Origin of the sequence: Geosporobacter ferrireducens (assembly GCF_001750685.1) — a bacterium.
Lineage (GTDB): Bacteria > Bacillota > Clostridia > Peptostreptococcales > Thermotaleaceae > Geosporobacter > Geosporobacter ferrireducens.
This window is the reverse complement of sequence record NZ_CP017269.1, coordinates 1,153,046-1,172,733: the sequence shown is the minus strand read 5'-3', so window position 1 is coordinate 1,172,733 and position 19,688 is coordinate 1,153,046. Positions and strand designations below refer to the sequence as shown.

General features: G+C 38.2%; 22 protein-coding genes. 17 read left to right on the top strand and 5 right to left on the bottom strand.

The features are described 5' to 3' along the window. Positions 1 to 16 precede the first annotated feature (16 nt). The 13 genes from Gferi_RS05950 to Gferi_RS05895 all read left to right on the top strand — a co-directional run bounded on the left by Gferi_RS05950 (position 17) and on the right by Gferi_RS05895 (position 11,315). The gene (locus Gferi_RS05950; protein WP_069974709.1) at positions 17 to 637 is read left to right on the top strand and encodes a class I SAM-dependent methyltransferase; all 621 of its coding nucleotides are present in this window, start codon (positions 17 to 19) and stop codon (positions 635 to 637) included. 98 nt (positions 638 to 735) lie between these two features. Beyond that, positions 736 to 1,065 carry a hypothetical protein gene (locus Gferi_RS05945; RefSeq protein ID WP_069974708.1) on the top strand — a complete coding sequence of 110 codons (330 nt, stop codon included), beginning with the start codon at positions 736 to 738 and terminating at the stop codon, positions 1,063 to 1,065. Beyond that, complete coding sequence (locus tag Gferi_RS29415; RefSeq protein WP_069974707.1) at positions 1,062 to 1,301, top strand: zinc ribbon domain-containing protein; 240 nt, start codon at positions 1,062 to 1,064, stop codon at positions 1,299 to 1,301. The genes Gferi_RS05945 and Gferi_RS29415 overlap by 4 nt, the downstream gene beginning before the upstream one ends. A 19-nt stretch (positions 1,302 to 1,320) precedes the next feature. Continuing rightward, a complete protein-coding gene (locus Gferi_RS05935) occupies positions 1,321 to 2,754 on the top strand; it encodes a two-component system sensor histidine kinase NtrB (protein WP_069974706.1) in 1,434 nt (477 codons plus the stop codon). After that, a complete protein-coding gene (locus Gferi_RS05930; RefSeq protein ID WP_069974705.1) occupies positions 2,732 to 4,078 on the top strand; it encodes a sigma-54-dependent transcriptional regulator in 1,347 nt (448 codons plus the stop codon). Before Gferi_RS05935 ends, Gferi_RS05930 begins: the two co-directional genes overlap by 23 nt. Positions 4,079 to 4,628: 550 nt before the next feature. Beyond that, positions 4,629 to 4,757 carry an LDCC motif putative metal-binding protein gene (locus Gferi_RS28980; RefSeq protein ID WP_250637337.1) on the top strand — a complete coding sequence of 43 codons (129 nt, stop codon included), beginning with the start codon at positions 4,629 to 4,631 and terminating at the stop codon, positions 4,755 to 4,757. A gap of 815 nt (positions 4,758 to 5,572) precedes the next feature. Further along, a complete protein-coding gene (locus Gferi_RS05925; RefSeq protein WP_069974704.1) occupies positions 5,573 to 6,082 on the top strand; it encodes a hypothetical protein in 510 nt (169 codons plus the stop codon). 170 nt (positions 6,083 to 6,252) lie between these two features. Then, the gene (locus Gferi_RS05920; RefSeq protein WP_069974703.1) at positions 6,253 to 7,410 is read left to right on the top strand and encodes an ABC transporter substrate-binding protein; all 1,158 of its coding nucleotides are present in this window, start codon (positions 6,253 to 6,255) and stop codon (positions 7,408 to 7,410) included. 71 nt (positions 7,411 to 7,481) lie between these two features. Then, positions 7,482 to 8,360, top strand: coding sequence for a branched-chain amino acid ABC transporter permease (locus tag Gferi_RS05915; protein ID WP_069974702.1), 879 nt, complete (start codon positions 7,482 to 7,484; stop codon positions 8,358 to 8,360). A gap of 10 nt (positions 8,361 to 8,370) precedes the next feature. Then, positions 8,371 to 9,396, top strand: a complete 1,026-nt coding sequence (locus tag Gferi_RS05910; RefSeq protein WP_069974701.1) for a branched-chain amino acid ABC transporter permease — start codon at positions 8,371 to 8,373, stop codon at positions 9,394 to 9,396. After that, positions 9,335 to 10,096 carry an ABC transporter ATP-binding protein gene (locus tag Gferi_RS05905; RefSeq protein ID WP_069974700.1) on the top strand — a complete coding sequence of 254 codons (762 nt, stop codon included), beginning with the start codon at positions 9,335 to 9,337 and terminating at the stop codon, positions 10,094 to 10,096. The genes Gferi_RS05910 and Gferi_RS05905 overlap by 62 nt, the downstream gene beginning before the upstream one ends. A gap of 4 nt (positions 10,097 to 10,100) precedes the next feature. Then, positions 10,101 to 10,805 (top strand): ABC transporter ATP-binding protein, encoded by a 705-nt coding sequence (locus Gferi_RS05900; RefSeq protein ID WP_069974699.1) that lies wholly within the window; start codon positions 10,101 to 10,103, stop codon positions 10,803 to 10,805. 27 nt (positions 10,806 to 10,832) lie between these two features. Next, the gene (locus Gferi_RS05895; RefSeq protein WP_069974698.1) at positions 10,833 to 11,315 is read left to right on the top strand and encodes an L-2-amino-thiazoline-4-carboxylic acid hydrolase; all 483 of its coding nucleotides are present in this window, start codon (positions 10,833 to 10,835) and stop codon (positions 11,313 to 11,315) included. 114 nt (positions 11,316 to 11,429) lie between these two features. Here the strand turns inward: Gferi_RS05895 and Gferi_RS05890 are convergent, their stop codons facing one another. Continuing rightward, positions 11,430 to 12,569 carry an aldo/keto reductase gene (locus Gferi_RS05890; protein WP_069974697.1) on the bottom strand — a complete coding sequence of 380 codons (1,140 nt, stop codon included), beginning with the start codon at positions 12,567 to 12,569 and terminating at the stop codon, positions 11,430 to 11,432. Between the two features lie 206 nt (positions 12,570 to 12,775). Between Gferi_RS05890 and Gferi_RS05885 the strand changes: the two genes are divergently transcribed. The 4 genes from Gferi_RS05885 (at position 12,776) to Gferi_RS05870 (ending at position 15,497) form a co-directional block, all read left to right on the top strand. Then, positions 12,776 to 13,243, top strand: a complete 468-nt coding sequence (locus Gferi_RS05885; protein WP_069974696.1) for an NUDIX domain-containing protein — start codon at positions 12,776 to 12,778, stop codon at positions 13,241 to 13,243. An 81-nt stretch (positions 13,244 to 13,324) separates the two neighbouring features. Continuing rightward, positions 13,325 to 13,753 (top strand): nucleoside recognition domain-containing protein, encoded by a 429-nt coding sequence (locus tag Gferi_RS05880; protein WP_069974695.1) that lies wholly within the window; start codon positions 13,325 to 13,327, stop codon positions 13,751 to 13,753. Further along, positions 13,747 to 14,208 carry a nucleoside recognition domain-containing protein gene (locus Gferi_RS05875; protein WP_069974694.1) on the top strand — a complete coding sequence of 154 codons (462 nt, stop codon included), beginning with the start codon at positions 13,747 to 13,749 and terminating at the stop codon, positions 14,206 to 14,208. Before Gferi_RS05880 ends, Gferi_RS05875 begins: the two co-directional genes overlap by 7 nt. A 263-nt stretch (positions 14,209 to 14,471) precedes the next feature. Further along, on the top strand, positions 14,472 to 15,497 hold the full coding sequence (locus Gferi_RS05870; protein ID WP_069974693.1) for a S66 family peptidase: 1,026 nt from the start codon (positions 14,472 to 14,474) through the stop codon (positions 15,495 to 15,497). A gap of 147 nt (positions 15,498 to 15,644) precedes the next feature. On the opposite strand, the gene Gferi_RS05865 is transcribed toward Gferi_RS05870, so the two are convergent. From Gferi_RS05865 to Gferi_RS05850, 4 genes are all read right to left on the bottom strand, one after another. Continuing rightward, entirely contained in the window at positions 15,645 to 16,016 is a 372-nt protein-coding gene (locus Gferi_RS05865) for a GerW family sporulation protein (RefSeq protein ID WP_069974692.1), read from the bottom strand. 198 nt (positions 16,017 to 16,214) lie between these two features. After that, positions 16,215 to 17,126 carry a pseudouridine-5'-phosphate glycosidase gene (locus tag Gferi_RS05860; protein ID WP_330389600.1) on the bottom strand — a complete coding sequence of 304 codons (912 nt, stop codon included), beginning with the start codon at positions 17,124 to 17,126 and terminating at the stop codon, positions 16,215 to 16,217. Continuing rightward, a complete protein-coding gene (locus Gferi_RS05855; RefSeq protein WP_069974690.1) occupies positions 17,126 to 18,217 on the bottom strand; it encodes a PfkB family carbohydrate kinase in 1,092 nt (363 codons plus the stop codon). The genes Gferi_RS05860 and Gferi_RS05855 overlap by 1 nt, the downstream gene beginning before the upstream one ends. A gap of 302 nt (positions 18,218 to 18,519) precedes the next feature. After that, on the bottom strand, positions 18,520 to 19,632 hold the full coding sequence (locus Gferi_RS05850; RefSeq protein WP_069974689.1) for an FAD-binding oxidoreductase: 1,113 nt from the start codon (positions 19,630 to 19,632) through the stop codon (positions 18,520 to 18,522). Positions 19,633 to 19,688: the final 56 nt, after the last annotated feature.

Below are 19,688 nucleotides of genomic sequence, written 5' to 3'. Positions count from 1 at the left end.
GATTGGTGGAGGTGCGATGAACAGTCAAACTGAGAAAATTAGAAAACGATACAATCGAGTTGCCAGATTCTACGACGTTATGGAAAAACCTATGGAAGCAATGGCGTTAAAATCATGGAGATTAGAACTAATGAAAGAGCTTGATGGAAAAGTATTAGAGGTAGGCGTAGGTACCGGTAAAAACATTGAATACTATCCTTCCGGCTTGGATATCACAGCGATTGATTTTAGCGAGAAAATGCTGGAAAGAGCTAAAAGAAAGGCAAAGACATTAAATAAGAATGTGGAACTCTATCATATGGATGTTCAGAATCTGGAATTTGCTGATGGTACATTTGACACGATATTTACTACCTGTGTATTTTGCTCTGTACCTGACCCAATTCAGGGATTAAAAGAGATGGGAAGAGTATGTAAGTCTGATGGGAAGATTATGATGATTGAACATGTAAGAAGTGAAAAACTGATATTGGGTTTACTGATGGATGTGTTTAATCCGATTGTAGTAAATCTATATGGTGCCAATATTAACAGAAGAACTGTTCAAAATATTCATAAAGCAGGATTCTCGAAAATAGAGGTATCTAATCTATATAGCGACATTGTAAAAAAAATTATGATCTACCCTGAAAGGTGAAAAAATCTCACATTTTAGGGTATTTTTCATATAATTAAATTGTTTTAAAGTTTACACATTTATGTAGCATATCACACATTTTGGGGGGGCATAGTATAATGATCGAATCTATCCACAAAATCAATAAAACAAAAAAATACTCGAAATATATAAAAAAAGCAATATCAATTATTCTAATTGCTATGCTTACTATTTATATAGGCCACAAAATAGATTTCAAATATGGAAGTATATGTGGTACCGGATTTCTTGGAATAAAAATGCTAGGTATAGTCATTGGAATTATACTTTTTACCCTTGCTATATTTGATTTTAATAAGAAGAGATATGAAAAAATATATTGCTTGCAGTGTTCCGCAGAAATAGAAGATAATTGGGAGATCTGCCCTTATTGCGGAATAGAAAGAAGAGGTGAAAATGAAATATGATACTCATTGGAATGATCCTGCTGACTATGGCTATTTACTATATCTATGAAAAACGTTGTAATTGTGATATCCATATAGAAAATACTTTATGCTACAATTGTGGATATGAGATCAAAGAAGATTTTCATTACTGCCCCCAATGTAAAGAATCACTAAAGAAAAAATGTTCCGGTTGCGGCAAAACGATAAATATTCAATGGAGACATTGTCCTTATTGCGATAAAATAGACATATAACTGTTAAGAGGGTGTTTCGATGAAGTCAAAGAATAGATACAAATGGTTTATCGTCTTTAGTATATTTATCATCACTTTATTACATTATTTCACCTTGCCATCTATATGGGCATTCCATGATTTTTATCGCAGATTATATTATATACCGATTATATTGGCTGCTTTTAAATTTAAGCTGAAAGGGGCGTTTCTCTCTTCTATATCTGTAATATTGCTCTATGCACCTCATTTACTAATTTATTTCGGCAAGTTAAATATTAATGTGATTAATCAACTGTTAGAAGCATCTATGTTTATTATCATCGGAGGTATCACGGGCGCACTGGTAGAATCCGAATCAAGGGTAAAGAGACTATTAGAATTACAGATTACCAAATTGACAGATCTTGAAAATTATACAGAAAACATTTTGAACAGTATTTTGGAAGGTGTAGTGGCAATTGATGGAAATTTAAAGATCCAATCTATCAACAAAGAGGGAAAGCATATATTGTGTTATGAGGAAAACCTAAATAAGAAATATATTTATGAGTATTTTGAAGAAGCGGAGAAGATTAAAGGAATTTTATCAAAAGCAATGGAATATGAAGGACAAATTCAAAAATATGAAACCTATAATTATAAAAATAGGGATCAGAAGATAATACTGAAAATCCATGGATATCCACTATTGAATAACTTAAACAAATTAGAGGGTATGGTACTGATTATTGAAGATATAACACAAATTGAAAAGCTTGAGCATCAGATACGGCGTGCAGATAAATTGTCAGCTGTAGGAGAATTAGCATCAGGAATTGCCCATGAAGTCCGTAATCCTCTTGGAATTATTAAAACCATAACCCAAACCATCTCTAAAGAAATTAAAGATGAAGAAATGAAAGAGGGTCTGCAAATCATTGAATCAGAAATAGATCGGGCCAATAAGGTGATCCAAGGACTATTAGATTTTGCCAAACCAAGTGTTTTTCATAGCAAGCACCAAAGCATCGACAAGATTATTACAGATGTAGTAAGGATCGTCAATAAATATGCGGAGCAGCATAAAGTAAGAATACAAAGTGAATGTGTGAAGGATGAGATCATTTTTGTTGATGCGGATATACTGAAACAAGCTTTCGTCAATATTATAATCAATGGAATACAGGCGATGTCACAAGGTGGAAAATTTAGTATTAGATTAAATTCAGATGAAAACTGGGTTAAGATTTCTTTTACAGACGAGGGGCTTGGGATAGATGCTGAAAAATTGGAAAAGGTATTTGAACCATTTTTTACAACAAAAGAAAAGGGAACGGGTTTAGGATTGGCCATAACGCATCGCATCATTGAGGAGCACGGAGGATATATAGAGATTGAGAGTACAAAAGATGTAGGAACGACTATAGATGTTTATTTACCCAAGGATCGAATACAAGGAGATGAGATAGATGAAGAAAATACTAATCGCTGATGATGAAAAAAATATGATTTGGGCGATGAAAAAAGCACTAAAAGATGAGAGATATCGACTGATTACTGCTTCGGATGGAGAAGAAGCAGTTAAGACTGTACAAGCTGAAGAACCGGATTTAATCTTATTAGATTTACGCATGCCAAAGATGGATGGCATGGAAGCATTAAGAGAAATAAGAAAAATCAATGATAAGATACCGATCATCATGCTAACTGCCCACGGAACAATGGAGAGTGCCATTGAAGCAATGAAACTGGGAGCATTAGATTATCTATCGAAACCATTCGATATTGACGAATTAAAAATAATTATTGAAAAAGCCCTTAATATTGGGAATATGCAGCAGCAGATAGAATTTTTAACAGAGGAGCTGCAGCGAAGTACTGGAAAAAGCATTATAGGTACCAGTGATAAAATAAAGGCTGTACTGGAGATCGTAAATCGGGTGGCTGTTAGCAATGCAACGGTACTGATTACCGGTGAAAGTGGGACGGGAAAGGAGCTCATTGCCAATGCAATCCATCACAATAGTAATCGAAAGGACAAGCCATATATAAAAGTAAACTGTGGAGCACTGCCTGAAGGATTATTAGAGAGCGAACTTTTTGGACATGAAAAAGGAGCTTTTACCGGTGCGATTGCAAGAAAGCCGGGGAGGTTTGAAAGGGCGGAGGGAGGTACAATTTTCCTAGATGAGGTAGGGGAGCTTACACCAGCTGTACAAGTAAAACTTCTTCGTGTATTACAGGAGAAGGAATTTGAGCGGGTTGGCGGAGTAGAAACCATAAAGGCAGACGTACGGGTGATTGCTGCAACAAATAGGGATTTAAAAGAAATGGTAGCACAGGGAACTTTTCGGGAGGATTTATTCTATCGGCTGAATGTTATACCTATCGAACTGCCGCCTTTACGTGAGCGGAAGGTAGATATACCGCCGCTGATTGATTATTTTGCAGAAAAACTTTGCAAAGAAATGGGGAGAAGCAAGATTCGCTTTGATCAAGAGGCTATAGATATCTTAGTAAATTATCCATGGCAAGGAAATATTAGAGAACTTGAGAATGTGATTGAAAGAATTGTTATTCTGAATCAAGGAGAACAGGTTGTAAAAGAAGTATTACCTAAAGAAATAATATTTCAGAATAGTGAAGTGAAAGATTTTATACTGCCTGAAGAGGGAATTCAGCTAGAACAGCTTGAGAAAAGTTTTATTGAACAGGCACTTGAACGAACAGATCATAATCAAACACAAGCAGCAAAACTGTTGGGAATAACAAGGCATACCCTAATATATAGAATGGAGAAGCATGGAATTAAATAAACTTATTTGCTTTAGAGGTTTGTTTAGAATAAAGTTCGATATAATTTCTGCTTATATTATGAAGTGATAATGTTTTAAAGGTCTTCATTTTAAAATATGTATATGTAGCTAGTGAGCTTTTCACTAGCTTCTTTTTATGTGGAAGTCTTTAAATATAGAGCGGTTGTTTGCTAAATGAAGGATATCGGAGGACAATCAAACAAATGCAGCATATGGCACAATGGATGTGGGATTGGGGACGAATAAAGAAAATAGAATCTCAATAACGCATTTGAATATATGAGAAAGAAATTCATTCGGTTGCTTCGCGTTGCGATTTTATGGGCTAACAGGCAGATAATATGAAAAAATCTGGATCAAAATGATTTTGGCGCAGGTATTGCATTGTAGATATGCAATACCAAAAGGAGAATGATTCTGAGCGAGAGGCCAAAAAGGATCATGGGATCATCTAGTTATCTATATATGGTTGTTGTATTGACGATATTTGTCCTTACTGCGAATATAAAATAACAAATAGAAAAGTGAATATCACAAAGGAGGGACTAAAATGAAAAAATGGTTTAAGAACTTTCTCAAAAAGCTGGAGGAGGTAAACCAGAAAAACTTTGGTAGCAAAAGATTAGATTGCTGTAATGTAAATCAAAAGAGTAGTCAGTCAAAACCTAGCAAACAATAATCTTTTAAGAATGAAGAAAAATTTTCTTACGAGATTTCCAATTGTATTCGGGACAGGATTGCATGTTCATAAGGAATGTTTTAAAGCATTAAAGAACAAGAATCCTAATATGGATGTTTTAGTAACATTGGGTTCATTACCACCTTATACTCTAGCTTTTTATAGGGTCTTACTATCTCTATATTCATTATAATTTTCATTTTATCTTCTAATATAGTTCGTACAAAGTTTTGCCTTCTAAAAATCGGTACATGGAAATGTGACCTTTCTTGAGTCATTTCCTATGTGCCGTTTTTTTTCTTTAACAGCAGTTTAGAGATTTATATGTAGCGGAGAAATAAAGCTGGATCGGATAACTGTAGGAAATCCTACAATCAATGTGGCAAATGCCTATTTGGATCTACAGTATTTAATATGAATCGTATGAAATAAAACAGAAATCCATATAGTACTACTCTACTATGGCAGAAACAGAGAGATTTACAGCAATGAAATATAAAATCAAGAAAAAATATATTTTGGCATAGGTTTTGCTAGTGCATATAGATGTGTGATTGAGGATCCTGATTTATATTTGGAACGACGAGGGCGTCGATCCCTATATCCCCATATTAGACTTACGTAGTGAACGGTGCCCTCATCGTTCCGCTGAATCTTAGATTTCTCAGTCATACACCTATGTACAAGAATTATTTAGCCGCTTTGAAAGGAGGACACAACATAGAATAAGAAGTAGAGACTGTTCCAATACAAGTAATTTAAATTATAGGATACAACAGTAGACGGTATAGTATAAAAACTAGGAGGAAAAATACATGCTCAAAAAGTTAATTCCGATGTATATCATTTATGTTATTTATTTTTTAGGGATTGGTATGGTTTCAAGCGGTATCGTACTGATGCCTTTTAATTATGTCCGGTATTCCATTATACTGTCAACTGGATTGATACTATTCAGTTCGGGATCTTATATTAATGAGTTTATCATCGACAAGAAAGAAGCATCATTAGGGAAAGTAATACGCCTGATTATAGTTTCTCTTACTTTGGCAATCGGGATCGGTATGATCAGTGGAGGAATCTCTCACTTTAAAGAAAGTCCTGTTTATGTGTCCTATCTTATTCCGCTGGGAATCGTGATATCCTTTATCAGTTATACCATTAAGAACGGCTATGCACTCAATAAGAAGGAAAGAATGATATTCATTACTGGAATCCTGACTGTTGGATTGGTTGCTCATGTAGGTCTATCTACTATGGCAAATAACTATTTAGCGAATACGGATGCACCGCAAGGCGGAGATGTATTTATGAAAAAGCATTAGAGGATAAGATATAATTTTCTATTTGCTACATCCTCTATCCATTAAAAGATTTCAATAACAAAAATTTATAGTTGACTGAATCATTTTTCGCTGATAAAATAAAACCATTATTTCCGATTGGAATAGTATAAATTAATGAAACGGCAAAATAAAATTAGGAGGATGAAGTCATGAAGAAAACCCGTAAGTCCATTATTTTCGTTACACTCATATTAATCATGTCGCTGGTACTGGCGGCCTGTTCCCAACCAAGCAATACTTCCGGTGGGGAGAAGGATGCAGCGAAAGAGAGCATCACCATTGCAGTTACAGGCCCCTTATCAGGTGATTATGCACAGTATGGTGAAGCTTTTAGAAAAGGAACCGCATTAAAGGTAAAAGAAATCAATGAAAATGGTGGAATTGATGGAAAAGAAGTAAAAATTCTTCTGATGGACGATAAAAACGATCCGAAAGAAGCTGCAAATGTTGCACAACGCCTTGTGGAAGATAAAAATGTAGTAGGGGTTATTGGCCACTTTTCAAGTACAGCCAGTTTAGCAACAGCTCCTATTTATCAAAAGGCAGGATTGGTAGAATTCTCCCCGACAGCATCACATCCTGATTTTACAAAACAGGGAACGTATATGTTCAGAAATATTAATACACAAGCGATTGAAGGCCCTATTGTAGCAGATATGGTAGTCAATGGCATGCAGGGCAAGAAAATTGCAGTGATCTACATTAATAATGACTGGGGGATTACAGCAAAGGATAACTTTACCAGTGCGGCGAAGGAGTTGGGTGCTGAAATCGTAGCAGAGGAAACTTTCATCGGTGGCCAAACAAAAGACTTTACACCAACGCTGACTAAAATCAATGAAAAGAAGCCGGATGTATTATTTTTAGCAGCTTTTTATTCAGAAACAGGGATGATTGCACAGCAGATGAAGCAGCTAGGATATGATATCCCTATGGCAGGTTTGAGTTCTCTCTATAATGAAGAGTTAATTAAATTAGCTGGTGATGCAGTAGAAGGCTTATACTTATCTACGAACTTCTTCCCCGGAGATACCAATCCATTGGTTCAGGATTTTATAGCAAACTTTAAGGCTGGTTATAATGCGGATCCGGATCAATTTGCAGCAGTTGCTTATGATACCATGGGAATGATGATCGAAGCGATTAAAACAGCAGGGACAGATAGAACTGCAATCCGTGATGCCTTGGCGGAAATGAAAGATTATCCGGGTGTAACGGGAAATACTACCTTTAATGAGAATAGAGATGTTGTGAAAAGTCTGAAAGTACTTCAAATAAAGGATGGCAAGTTTACGATTGTTGAATAGATGAAGAAAGGGTTTATCCGCTGAAAAGGGGATAAACCTTCATTCAACTTCATTCAAATGGGAGTGAGAAAATGCTACTACAGCAAATGATTAATGGCATTACCCTTGGAAGTGCATATGCATTAACTGCTATTGGTTATACAATGGTATTTGGTATTTTGGAACTCGTGAACTTTTCTCACGGAGCAGTATATATGTTTGGCGCTTTTATATGTATGATGTTGATTACAGCATTTAAAATCAATTTTTTTATGGCATTCCTTTTGAGCTTAGTAATAACAGGGGTGTTGGGTATACTGATTGATAAAATATGCTTATACCCATTAAGGATAAAAAATGCACCAAAGGTTACAAGCTTAATTAGTACCATTGGAGTCTCTATATTTCTGCAAAACATGGTGATGTTGCTGTGGGGGTCTGAAACCAAAAACTTTCCCATGGTTTTAAATCTTGGAACGACAAATATAATGGGAGTCAAGATATCTTATTTTCAACTATTGATTATGGCCGTCTGTTTTATATTGATGGCCACCCTAACGGTGATTATTCAAAAAACCAAAATGGGAAAAGCCATGCGGGCGACTGCGCAGAATATGGAAGCTGCAAAACTGATGGGAATCCATGTAGATCAGGTAATTTCATTTACATTTTTTTTAGGTGCGGCTCTGGCTGCCGTGGCAGGGATTATGATTGGCATGTATTATCAGACGGTAGACCCTATGATGGGATTTATGACAGGGTTAAAGGCATTTGCAGCTGCTGTATTAGGCGGTATCGGGGTACTTCCTGGTGCAGTGATTGGCGGATTGTTGATCGGGGTCATCGAGACGCTGTCTGCAGGATATATTCATGGAGGCTATCGTGATGCCATCGCATTTGCAATTCTCATTGCCGTGCTGATGGTAAAACCCACAGGACTGCTAGGAAGACAGGTTCAGAAGAAAGTGTAGGTGATTTTCCATGATTGAATATCTCAAAAACAAAAACATTCTGTGGATTCTTTTAATCTTTTTGATAAGTCTGGTTTTCTTCGTTCTTCCTTTTTTAGGACTAAGCAATTTTGTCTTAAGAATGCTTATAATGGTTGGCATTTATATAATTCTGGGCCTTAGTTTAAATCTCATTACAGGATTTACCGGACAGTTATCTCTGGGACATGCAGCTTTTTATGGCATTGGGGCATATACATCAGCTATTTTAAGTACCCGTTATGGAATGGGATTTGGTATCACTGCACCATTAAGTGGCCTTATGGCTGCATTCTTAGGGTTCTTATTAGGAATCCCTACGCTAAAATTGCAAGGGGCATACCTGGCTATTGTAACTTTAGGCTTTGGGGAGATCATTAGAATCACAGCTTTGAACTGGATGCAGTTAACCAGAGGACCGATGGGAATTCCAGGGATCCCTGCCATTAGCATATTTGGATATGAATTGCAAAGCAATTTAGGATATTATTATGTGATTTGCATACTGGCAATGATTACGGTTTTACTGATTTCAAGAATCGTAAACTCTAGAGTTGGCAGGGCCTTTATGGCGATTCGAGAAGATGAGCTGGCCGCGCAATATATGGGTATATATACAACAAACTATAAGATTTTGGCATTTTCGATGGGTGCATTCTTGGCAGGCGTTGCTGGGAGTTTTTATGCCCACTATGTAAGCTATATTGATCCTCAAAGCTTTACTTTTGATGAATCCATACAGATTCTAAGTATTGTCATCCTTGGCGGAATGGGCAGCATTCCAGGGACGATCCTAGGTGCGGCTATTTTAGTGACCGCTCCGGAACTATTGCGGTCATTACAAGATTATCGTATGGTTATCTATGGTCTCATCTTGATTTTGATGATGTTGATCAGACCGCAAGGCATTCTGGGAGGTGTACGATTCACTCAAAGGAAAGGAGGGGAAATTCAAAATGATTCTTTTAGAGGTAAAGAATATCAGCAAGCAGTTTGGGGGTCTAAAAGCAGTAGATAATGTGGACTTATATGTAAGAGAAGGTGAGATTGTCAGCTTAATTGGCCCAAATGGTGCAGGAAAAACGACTTTTTTTAACATATTGACAGGCTTATATTCTCCTACTTCCGGGAGTATCCACTTCGACGGAATTCAAATTGACGGGCAGTCTCCGGAGAAGGTAACGACACTTGGAATGGCTAGAACTTTCCAGAATATAAGACTTTTTCCGAACATGAGTGTTCTTGAAAATGTGATGCTTGGCATGCATTCAAAAACAAAGAATGGCATCCTCGCCAGCATATTACGTACAAAAGCTTTTCAAAAAGAAGAAAAGAGAAGCAGGGAAAAAGCAATAGAACTGTTGACGGCGGTAGGGTTAGAAGAAAAATATGACGAGGATGCAAAAAACCTTTCCTATGGAGAACAGCGAAGACTTGAAATTATTAGAGCACTGGCTTCCGAACCAAAGCTCCTGCTGCTGGATGAGCCAGCTGCAGGAATGAACCCACAAGAAACCTGTGATCTGAATGGATATATCAGCCAAATAAGAAATACGGGTGTTACTGTATTGTTGATTGAACATGACATGAAGCTTGTGATGAATATTTCTGATAGAATTTATGTGCTGGATCATGGAGCAAAGATTGCAGAGGGAACACCCCTGGAGATTCGCACCAATAGAAATGTAATAGAAGCCTATTTGGGAAAGGGGGCGTAAGATTATGCTGGCTTTGTCCAATGTTCAAGCCTTCTATGGAAATATCCAAGCACTAAAAGGGATTTCCCTGGAAATAAAGGAAAAAGAAATCGTAAGCCTGATTGGCAGCAATGGTGCAGGAAAAACGACAATACTAAAAGCCATTGCGGGGTTGATGAAGCCAAGGACAGGGGAAATCACTTTTCAAGGGAAGGAGATCACCAACAAATCTGCTTCAGAAATCGTAAAGCTAGGAATTTCTCTGTCACCGGAAGGCAGGCAGGTTTTTCCCAGGATGACAGTCCTTGAAAATTTGGAGATGGGTGCTTTTACACGAAATGATAAAGCTGAACTTGACGAATCCTTTGAAAGGATTTATGCCTTATTTCCCAGATTATATGAGAGAAAACAGCAGACAGCAGGAACATTAAGCGGTGGGGAACAGCAGATGCTTGCCATTGGAAGAGCGTTAATGAGTAAGCCTAGACTGCTGCTGTTGGATGAACCCTCCTTGGGACTGGCTCCTTTGCTGGTAGAGACAATCTTTCAATTGATTAAGGAAATAAACGAGCAGGGAACAACAATTCTGTTGATTGAGCAAAATGCGAGAATGGCCTTAATGATTGCCCATCGGTGTTATGTTCTGGAAACAGGTAAAATTGTTTTAGCAGATGAAGCAAAAACATTATTAGAGAGTGATGCAGTGAAAAAGGCCTATTTAGGCGAATAAACAGAAACTTAAAGGAGGACAATGACAATGTGTGATAAAATATACTCACAACAAGAGTTAACAGATGCTTTTAGAGCTGCTATTGAGGATCGGGCAAGATGGTTTTATCTGCTGCTGAAATATGCGAAGGAAGAAAATGCGGATGTAGATAAGATCGCGGAGAAAGCAATTAAGGAATTTGGAAATATGAAGGGGATCGCTATTGGAGAAGCAAAAACCGCCTTGGATTTTGCGAATGCCATCCTATCAGGTCATCCGAGAGAAGCCTTTGCCATGGAGCCGGTAAAACTGGATGAAAATGAAAGTGTGATTAAATTTAGGTATTGTGCATTGGTGGAAGCTTGGAAGAAGCTGGGATGTAGTCCGGAGGAAGTAGCAAAGCTGTGTGAATTAGCAAGCTTTGGGGATTACGGTATGATTGAATGTTTCCCTCATTTGGATCTTGAGTTTAAACAACTGCTTAGCAAGGGACAGGACTGCTGTGAAATGGTAATCACGAAGAAAAAATAGGATTTTCATTCTAAAAAATACGCTTAGCATGCCGGCATGCTAAGCGTATTTTTGTAACTTTTTTAATTCGGCCACTAAATTTTTATTTTTTAAAGATACAGCTTCTTAAGCGGACTATTTTTTTGATAGGGTCTTGTGAACATCCTTTAGGTGCTCTATGATATCGATGTTTTGTGGACAGACTTCCATACATTTACCGCAGGCAGCACAGGCGGATGCCCGTTCATTTTCTTTTAACCAGTTGTTATAGGTTTGAATGGAAGGGTCTATTAAATTATACATAAATACGTCATTGTAGAGGGTAAAATTTCGTGGAATGTTCACTCCCACAGGACAGGGCATACAATACTCACAGCCTGTGCAATTCACTTTGATCATCTGCTGGTACTTTTCTTTGACTGCATCAATGATCTTCAGATCTGCTTCGGTTAATGTATTGGGGTAGGCATCCTCTACGATCTTAATATTTTCCTCTACTTGCTCCATTGTACTCATACCGCTCAATACCAGTGTTACCTCTGGTTGATTGCATACCCAGCGCAGTGCCCATTCAGCAGGGGTTCTCTGAACTTCAGACTGTGCCCATAATGTCATGATATCATCCGGTGGATTTATGGTAAGACGGCCGCCTTTTAAGGGTTCCATGATAATGACAGGAATATTTTTATCATTGGCATAGCCTAACCCTTCTATTCCGGCCTGATAAGCAGTATCTGTGTAATTTAGCTGAATCTGACAAAAATCCCAATCATAGGCATCCGCGATTTCTTTGAATAAGTCTACCTCATCATGGAAAGAGAAACCTGCATACTTAATACGGCCGTCTTTTTTTGCTGCATCCAGAAAGTCTAGTACCTCTAGGTTTTTTATTTTTTCCCATACCTCTTTATGTAATCCATGTAATAAATAACAGTCAATCCAATCGGTATCTAGATTTTTTAACTGTTGATTCAGATACTTATCAAAATCTTCGTAGCTATTAGTAAGCCATACCGGGAGTTTCGTTGCCAGATAAACCTTCTCACGATAACCATCTGCCAGTGCTTTGCTTACAAAGCGCTCACTATTACCTTTATGATAAAAAAAGGCAGTGTCCACATAATTTACCCCTAGATCAATACTTTTTCTTAGCATGGATATAGCTTCAGCTTCATGGATCTTGCTATCATCACCATCTAAAATAGGCAGACGCATACAGCCAAAGCCTAAAACAGAAACATCAAAACCTTCTTTTCCAAATTTCCTATATTGCATGATACACCCCTCCAATTCTTATGTGCAGATAAAAACGATCATCGATTATAATATCGTTTTTATACATCTATTTCCAGTATAGCATAACCGAATTTAAAGAAAGATAGGTTTACCAATAAATTAAAGGAAAAAACAGAATATTCTATGGGAAAATGCAGTGATGTGTGGCATAATAAGGATAGGAAAAGGGATAAAGGGTGAGCGTTATGTATATTCGTGTTCGGGCAGCAGCAATAATTTTTAACCGCAATCATGAACTGTTGCTGGTATTTCATCGAGATCCAGAAACAAAAGAGGAGTGGCTGACCCTTCCAGGTGGAGGGTTAGAAGGAGATGAAAGTGTTACAGACGCATTGGTTAGAGAAGTTCGGGAAGAGTGCTGTATTAAGTGTATGCCAGGAAAACTGGTTTATGTAAGGGAATATATTGATTGGAAAAAGAATATCCATCATGTAGGGCTCTTCTTTACGGCAGAAGCAGAAAATGAAGCCGTAAAGACGGGGATTGATCCGGAAGTAGAGGATCAGTTTATTGTTGAATCAAGATTCTATTCTAAAGAGGAAATAGAGAAAACCACTATAGCCGTATATCCTGAAACCATCAAATATCAATTATGGCGGGATGCTGAAAAAAACTTTACTGGGCATACCATTTATCTGGGACAACAGCGATAATTTTGTGGTATAATTTTTTGTAGGGACTCGAAATAATTTTACAATATTATAGTAGGAAAATGTAGAGAAGGGTGAGATCAAATGCTGGGAAATTCGATAAAAAGTGGCTTGAAAAAGGGGTTTGAGACTACCTGGATGCTTGGGAAAATCATTGTTCCCATTTATTTTTTTGTGACCTTTTTAAAGTATACACCGGTTATTGATTGGATTGCAGAGGTGTTTGAGCCACTTATGCAGATTTTTCATTTGCCTGGAGAGGCAGCAATTGTTCTGGTTATAGGAAATGTGTCAACCCTATATGGTGCCATTGGCGCAATGAAAGCCATGAGCTTGACACCGCTGGAGGCGACGATTATAGCAATTATGCTGTCTTTTTCACACAGTTTGTTTATGGAGACAGCGATTACGAAAAAGCTGGGTATGAAGCTGTCAAATGTACTTTTTATAAGAATGGGTTTAGCAGTAATCGCTGGCCTGATTGTATCAAGGGTAGGTGAAATTTTATGGTAGAAGTTTTAAAGGAAGCTATATTGGGGAGCATAAAATCTGTTTATTCCATTGCTAAAATTGTTATTCCCCTGATGGTAGTCATGCAGCTGGCAAAAGATTATAAAGTCCTAGATAAAATTTCTACAGGACTAGATTTTATTGTAAAGCCCTTTCGGATGTCAAAGGAGGCTACTTTTCCATTATTGGTGGGTTTGATCTTTGGATTATCCTATGGCGCAGGAGTTATTTTGCAAAGTGCAAAAGAGGGAAATTTATCAAAAAAGGATACGACTCTGATTGGTGTATTTCTAATTGCCTGTCACGCTGTTATAGAAGATACTTTGATTTTTGCGGCTATCGGAGCCAATGGCTGGCTGCTGCTGGGAAGCAGAACTGCTATGGCTATCCTGGTAACATTAGTAATTTCCAGAACGATGAAGGATCATAAGAATGAACTCAGCAAGAACCCGCTGTAAGATTGACTTAGCAGCGGGTTCCTGTTTTGCGGGGATTTTTTTCAGAGAGCAACTCTCTTTATATAAAAACTTCCAAGTGGAAGTTTTCACCTTGATTATCCGTTAAATTTGCCATACAAATATATAACAAATCTTAATCTTTACTGCATATGTTTATTTAGACGCTATTACTGAGGAAAAGTTGCATAGGATAAAAAAATATCAGATATACAATAAATTCCATTTTTAGTATAATAATTAAAGTGATAGAAAGGAGTGTTAAGATGCTGAGATATCCTGAGCCTTTAAAAAAAGGTGATCTTATTGGAATCATAGCACCATCTTCGGGTGTGACAGGACCCTTTATTCGGAAGCTGGAGTACGGAATTAGACAAATGGTTGCAAGAGGCTATCATTGTATAGAAACACCGCTGGTAAGAAATCAGTACAAGGCTGCCAGTGGATCAGGGGAACAGCGCGCTGCAGAATTTATGAAGTTTTATACTGATCCGGTAACCAAAGCCATCATTCCCCCTTGGGGAGGAGAACTCTTGGTAGATATCCTGCCTTATCTGGACTTTGAGACTTTGAGGGATATGCCGCCAAAGTGGATTATGGGTTTTTCAGATACCAGCACCTTGCTGTTTGTTATGACTTTAAAATTGAATATAGCTACGGCACACGGCCCTAACTTTATGGATTTTAGCAATGAATCTCCCCATGAATCAGTATTGGCTGCTTTAAACATTTTAGCCACAGAAGCAGGAGAAAGTTTCGAACAGCATAGTCTTACCCATTATCAAAAAGAATGGCTGCCTGTTACAGAAACGAAGTTTCCAGCCTATCATTTGACGGAAAAAGTGGAATGGAAAATGCTAGGCAATAAAAAAGAAGTCAAGTTTGAAGGTCGGCTGCTGGGAGGCTGCATGGATGTGCTTTGCAAGTTAATCGGGACACAGTATGCGCCGGTAGGAGAGTACATAGAACAATGTCAGGAAGGTATTGTGTGGTACTTTGAAAGCTGCGAAATGAACGCAACAGATATTTATAGAACTTTATGGCAAATGAAGCAGTGTGATTGGTTTAAAAACTGTAAGGGTATACTCTACGGCAGAGTGGAAGGGTATGCGGATACAGAAGACTTTACCTATGTAGATGCCCTGCAGGCAGCTTTCGGAGAGTTAAACATCCCGGTTTTATATGATACGGATATTGGACACATGCCGCCACAGCTTACTCTGATCAATGGGGCGCAGGCAAAGATACATTATAAATCTGGAAGTGCAAGTATACGTCAATTATTTACATAGGATTTATTATAAGCGTGGTATGGATAAATCAACCGGATTGCATGGTTTGCAACATACATTCCGATGAATTCTCTATATACCAAGCGATAGAGACGAATGAGCGTGTTCCCCTGCTCAATAAAAAGAATAAGCGGAAAAATCTGCCGCTTATTCTTCGCCTTTGGAAATCCCGCCCTTTTTGATCTTTATTTTTGATACAATTTCAGGCACCCTATCCATTAGCTTTTCTAATCCGTTTGAACTCTTGATTGGAAGCATTTCTACGCTGTCACCCTTAATAACGAGAATTGCAGCAGGTGCAACTTTTGCACCGACACCTCCGCCTGCGCCCATTCCCTTAATGCCTTTCTCATCGCTGCCATTGCCACCACCAGTTCCTACGCCGAAGGTTAGATTGATAATAGGAACTAGTGTGATTTCACCGATTCCTATGGCTTCACCTATTACTGTTTTTGAGGTTAAGAATTGTTCCAAATTTTCAAATAGGGTATTTACATTTTCATTTAAATTAAGCGTCATAATATTTTTTCTCCTTCCTTCAAGCTTTTTTCCTTCAAATTAGGGAAGTGGCCAAGCTTGTAACCCCAATCTTTTTTCTTTTCTTCTATTGTTGCCTTATTTTTCTTTTTATTATCTTTTTGTATGGATTAATGGAAAGTATAATAGTCTATTAGAAATTAAATAAAAAAGACTCTTTCATAAGAAGAGCCTTTTTTATTATAGTCTTGCGTAGGCAGCTGCGATTTGGGCACCTACTCTTGCATTATTATAAACCAATTCAATATTTGATTGCAGGCTTTTACCCTCAGTAATCCCTTTGATCTTTGAAAGCAGGAACGGTGTGATTTGCTTTCCTTTGATTCCTTGTTCATTGGCTTCTTTTAATGCATCTGCAATAGCCTGATCAATCAGCTGCCGATTCATCTCATGTTCCAATGGAATAGGATTACCGATAATCATACCGCCATGGAGATTTAAATTCCATTTTGCCTTCATTGCAGCAGCAACTTCTTCAACTGTATCAACACGGTAATCTACCGGATAACCACTTTTTCTTGTGAAGAAGGCCGGGAAATCGGCGGTCTGAAAGCCAACAACAGGAACACCATGGGTTTCCAGATACTCTAATGTTAAGCCGATATCCAATATTGATTTGGCACCGGCGCAGACAACGGCTACGTCTGTGTGGGCCAGTTCCATTAGGTCAGCAGAAATATCGAAGGTTTCCTGGGCACCTCGATGGACCCCTCCGATCCCGCCGGTAACGAATACCTTAATGCCTGCCAGTGCAGCGATGATCATTGTAGAAGCTACCGTTGTGGCACCATTAAGCTCCTTTGCCAGTACGAAAGGAAGATCTCTGCGGCTGACCTTTAGAATATCTTCTCCCTTGCCCATATAATTCAATTCTTCTTCTGTCAGTCCAACCTTCATTTTTCCCTGAAGAATGCCAATCGTTGCCGGAACTGCACCGTTTTCCCTGATTAACGCTTCTACTTTTTTCGCCGTTTCAATATTTTGAGGATAGGGCATCCCATGGGAAATGATGGTAGATTCTAAAGCTACTACTGGCTTTTTATCGGCCAAGGCCTTTTTTATTTCTGATTTTATTTCTAGGTACTTTTCCATTATAGATTCAACTCCCTTAGTTTTTTTTGTACAGTATCAATACTCATCAGTGGATGAATCGTGTCCTCGTGGGATAACGCCACAATAGATGCAGCTGTAGCAAAGTGGGCAGTGTCTTTCAATGACATCTGCTGCGTATGGCAGTAGGCCAAAGCGGCCATGAAGGCATCACCGGCACCAGTGGCATTCACAGGAGAAACCTTAGGAGATTGCAGCAAATATTGCTCTGATGGTTCTCCACAATACAATCCATCTTCCCCCAGTGTAATAAATACCCGCTTAACGCCCTTAGAAAAAAAATAAATGGCTGCGGTTTTCAAATCTGCTTCTGAACGAATGGAGGCACCGGAAAGGATTTCTGCTTCCATGCGATTTGGCTTAATCGTATGAAAGAGACCAATCTTATCTTTTACCTTCTCTGCCTTTGTTGTGGAAACGGGATCTAAGAAAAAATCAGTACTGTGAAAATGTTGAAGCAGGTAGGTTAGGGTATCTTCCGGAAGATTGGTGTCTAAAATGGCAACGGATGCATGGTCAATGATATGAGCTTTTTCACGAATATATTCTACAGATATCTTTTCCTGTATCTTCATATCTGCAATGGCAGCAAACATATCACCATTATGATCAAGTATGCATAAGTAGGTTGAGGTAGGAAAATCCTTGGAAAAATAGCAGTGATCCATATCAATTCCTGATTTTTTACATTCCTTCAGCAGATTTTCTCCATGCAAATCTTCTCCTAAAGCGGACAGCAATTTTACTGCAACACCTAACTTTGAAAGATTTTCAGCGATATTTCTGCCTACACCACCTGGGGAAGTCTTGATATTACCTGGATTAGAGTCTCTAGGAATAAGCTTGATTTTTGGAAAACCATGAATATCTATATTCGCACCACCGATTACGACTACATAATCCTGTGCTTTCAACAGATAACCTTTGCCAAGAATATAGCCTTTCTTCATGAGATTGGTGATATGCACGGCAGCAGAGGACCGGGTAATCCCAAGTATATCTGCCAATTCCTGTTGAGAAATCTGAGGATTTTTTTTGAGTAGTTCTAATATTTCCTTTTCTCTGGATGTCATAGGTCCACCAACTTTTGTTTATTTTATAAGCTAATGCTTAATGATAGTATAGCAGAAAAAATAAGATTTGTGAAGGGGTTTGATGTTTATGGTTTTGGAAAGTCAGGTATGTACTTATAGATTCCTGCATCAGTAGGGACGACCTGTGGTCGTCCGGCGGTGGTATGTATAACGGGCGACCACAGGTCGCCCCTACGGGAAATCTACTTTTGATATTTTTGAGTTCGAAAAGCGGTATTGTAGGGGAGAACAGTGTTCTCCCGGTCATGATATACCCTTTATCAATGATGTAGCAAAAAATGCTAATCAGTTTCAATACCCCCAGATTTTTCCGAAACGAAGGGTCGCAGCAGATAACTGGCTACCTTTAGCGGACTAATACGCTTGGTGTGAAACAGTCGATGACCAAAGGAACCATTTAGCGATTTTACGAAGAAATCATATTGCGAATTGCTCAATTGCTCCATTGTCTTCCTTAAAATAATAGATTGCTCATAACTGCGTTTAAGCGGGATCGTAAGTTTTTCATAGTTGCCTAAGCCACATAAATCATAAGCTGCATAAATACCAGTCAAGAGTGATGTCAGTTGTCCAAATCCAAGAAATGGCATAATAGAGCCAAAGCAATTGCCAACAAAAAAGGTGTTGCCGATGCGGGGAGATTTACAGCTTCCGATAATATAGTTCCGAATCTGAAAACCGTCTACAATTTTTAAATCTTGTTGAAATTCAAAACATATCCTTTGATAAAAGCGTTGCCATAGGGCTTCTATATCCTGTTCCATATTTTCAGGATAATCAGGATATGCAATTACAAGATTTCCTTCTGTATCAGAAAAAGGAATAAAGTATCCGTAGCCTTTTGGGGCAATATGATGATCTAACCAAGCGGCGGTCGTATAACGATCAAATTTTCCTTTAACAATACAGCCTTTGAGTGAGACTGTTAGATCTTGATGATAATTTTGTACTTTTGCTGCATATGCTGCATCTCCTGTAGCCATGATTACATGGGTATACTCTTGAAGCAACTCTTCGTAGGACTTATCGGAATTAAAAATAATCTCTGTTTTTGTTAATTGACCTTCCAGCTGTTTCTCGAAGGAATGATCATGGCGGCCTCTGAGATTATTAAAACCCAATGCTCCTGTAATTAGCGCATGATTATGCTGTGAATGAAGATGCAGAGTTTTGATGTTACCCGTAGGTTTCAAAAAAATGCCGTGCTTTTCGGATAGATAAGCCAGATCATCACGAATGGGTCTAGAAAGTATAGCAAGCATGATCTCACCATTGATAAACCGATCACCCACCTGATTTCTACGTTCAAAGACCGTGGAAAAGAGACCTTGCTTTTCTAATGTGATGGCGCAAGCTAGGCCTGACAAACCTGCTCCCATAATTGCGATTTTCATTTGCAACACCTCCTAATTCACTACTAGTATCTGTACTGTTTTATAATCTATCCCAT

Bases quoted from the DNA above. Each gene is read 5' to 3' on its own strand.
- Gferi_RS05950 (WP_069974709.1), top strand. From the start codon at position 17: ATGAACAGTCAAACTGAGAAAATTAGAAAACGATACAATCGAGTTGCC.
- Gferi_RS05945 (WP_069974708.1), top strand. From the start codon at position 736: ATGATCGAATCTATCCACAAAATCAATAAAACAAAAAAATACTCGAAA.
- Gferi_RS29415 (WP_069974707.1), top strand. From the start codon at position 1,062: ATGATACTCATTGGAATGATCCTGCTGACTATGGCTATTTACTATATC.
- Gferi_RS05935 (WP_069974706.1), top strand. From the start codon at position 1,321: ATGAAGTCAAAGAATAGATACAAATGGTTTATCGTCTTTAGTATATTT.
- Gferi_RS05930 (WP_069974705.1), top strand. From the start codon at position 2,732: ATGAAGAAAATACTAATCGCTGATGATGAAAAAAATATGATTTGGGCG.
- Gferi_RS28980 (WP_250637337.1), top strand. From the start codon at position 4,629: ATGAAAAAATGGTTTAAGAACTTTCTCAAAAAGCTGGAGGAGGTAAAC.
- Gferi_RS05925 (WP_069974704.1), top strand. From the start codon at position 5,573: ATGCTCAAAAAGTTAATTCCGATGTATATCATTTATGTTATTTATTTT.
- Gferi_RS05920 (WP_069974703.1), top strand. From the start codon at position 6,253: ATGAAGAAAACCCGTAAGTCCATTATTTTCGTTACACTCATATTAATC.
- Gferi_RS05915 (WP_069974702.1), top strand. From the start codon at position 7,482: ATGCTACTACAGCAAATGATTAATGGCATTACCCTTGGAAGTGCATAT.
- Gferi_RS05910 (WP_069974701.1), top strand. From the start codon at position 8,371: ATGATTGAATATCTCAAAAACAAAAACATTCTGTGGATTCTTTTAATC.
- Gferi_RS05905 (WP_069974700.1), top strand. From the start codon at position 9,335: ATGATTCTTTTAGAGGTAAAGAATATCAGCAAGCAGTTTGGGGGTCTA.
- Gferi_RS05900 (WP_069974699.1), top strand. From the start codon at position 10,101: ATGCTGGCTTTGTCCAATGTTCAAGCCTTCTATGGAAATATCCAAGCA.
- Gferi_RS05895 (WP_069974698.1), top strand. From the start codon at position 10,833: ATGTGTGATAAAATATACTCACAACAAGAGTTAACAGATGCTTTTAGA.
- Gferi_RS05890 (WP_069974697.1), bottom strand. From the start codon at position 12,569: ATGCAATATAGGAAATTTGGAAAAGAAGGTTTTGATGTTTCTGTTTTA.
- Gferi_RS05885 (WP_069974696.1), top strand. From the start codon at position 12,776: ATGTATATTCGTGTTCGGGCAGCAGCAATAATTTTTAACCGCAATCAT.
- Gferi_RS05880 (WP_069974695.1), top strand. From the start codon at position 13,325: ATGCTGGGAAATTCGATAAAAAGTGGCTTGAAAAAGGGGTTTGAGACT.
- Gferi_RS05875 (WP_069974694.1), top strand. From the start codon at position 13,747: ATGGTAGAAGTTTTAAAGGAAGCTATATTGGGGAGCATAAAATCTGTT.
- Gferi_RS05870 (WP_069974693.1), top strand. From the start codon at position 14,472: ATGCTGAGATATCCTGAGCCTTTAAAAAAAGGTGATCTTATTGGAATC.
- Gferi_RS05865 (WP_069974692.1), bottom strand. From the start codon at position 16,016: ATGACGCTTAATTTAAATGAAAATGTAAATACCCTATTTGAAAATTTG.
- Gferi_RS05860 (WP_330389600.1), bottom strand. From the start codon at position 17,126: ATGGAAAAGTACCTAGAAATAAAATCAGAAATAAAAAAGGCCTTGGCC.
- Gferi_RS05855 (WP_069974690.1), bottom strand. From the start codon at position 18,217: ATGACATCCAGAGAAAAGGAAATATTAGAACTACTCAAAAAAAATCCT.
- Gferi_RS05850 (WP_069974689.1), bottom strand. From the start codon at position 19,632: ATGAAAATCGCAATTATGGGAGCAGGTTTGTCAGGCCTAGCTTGCGCC.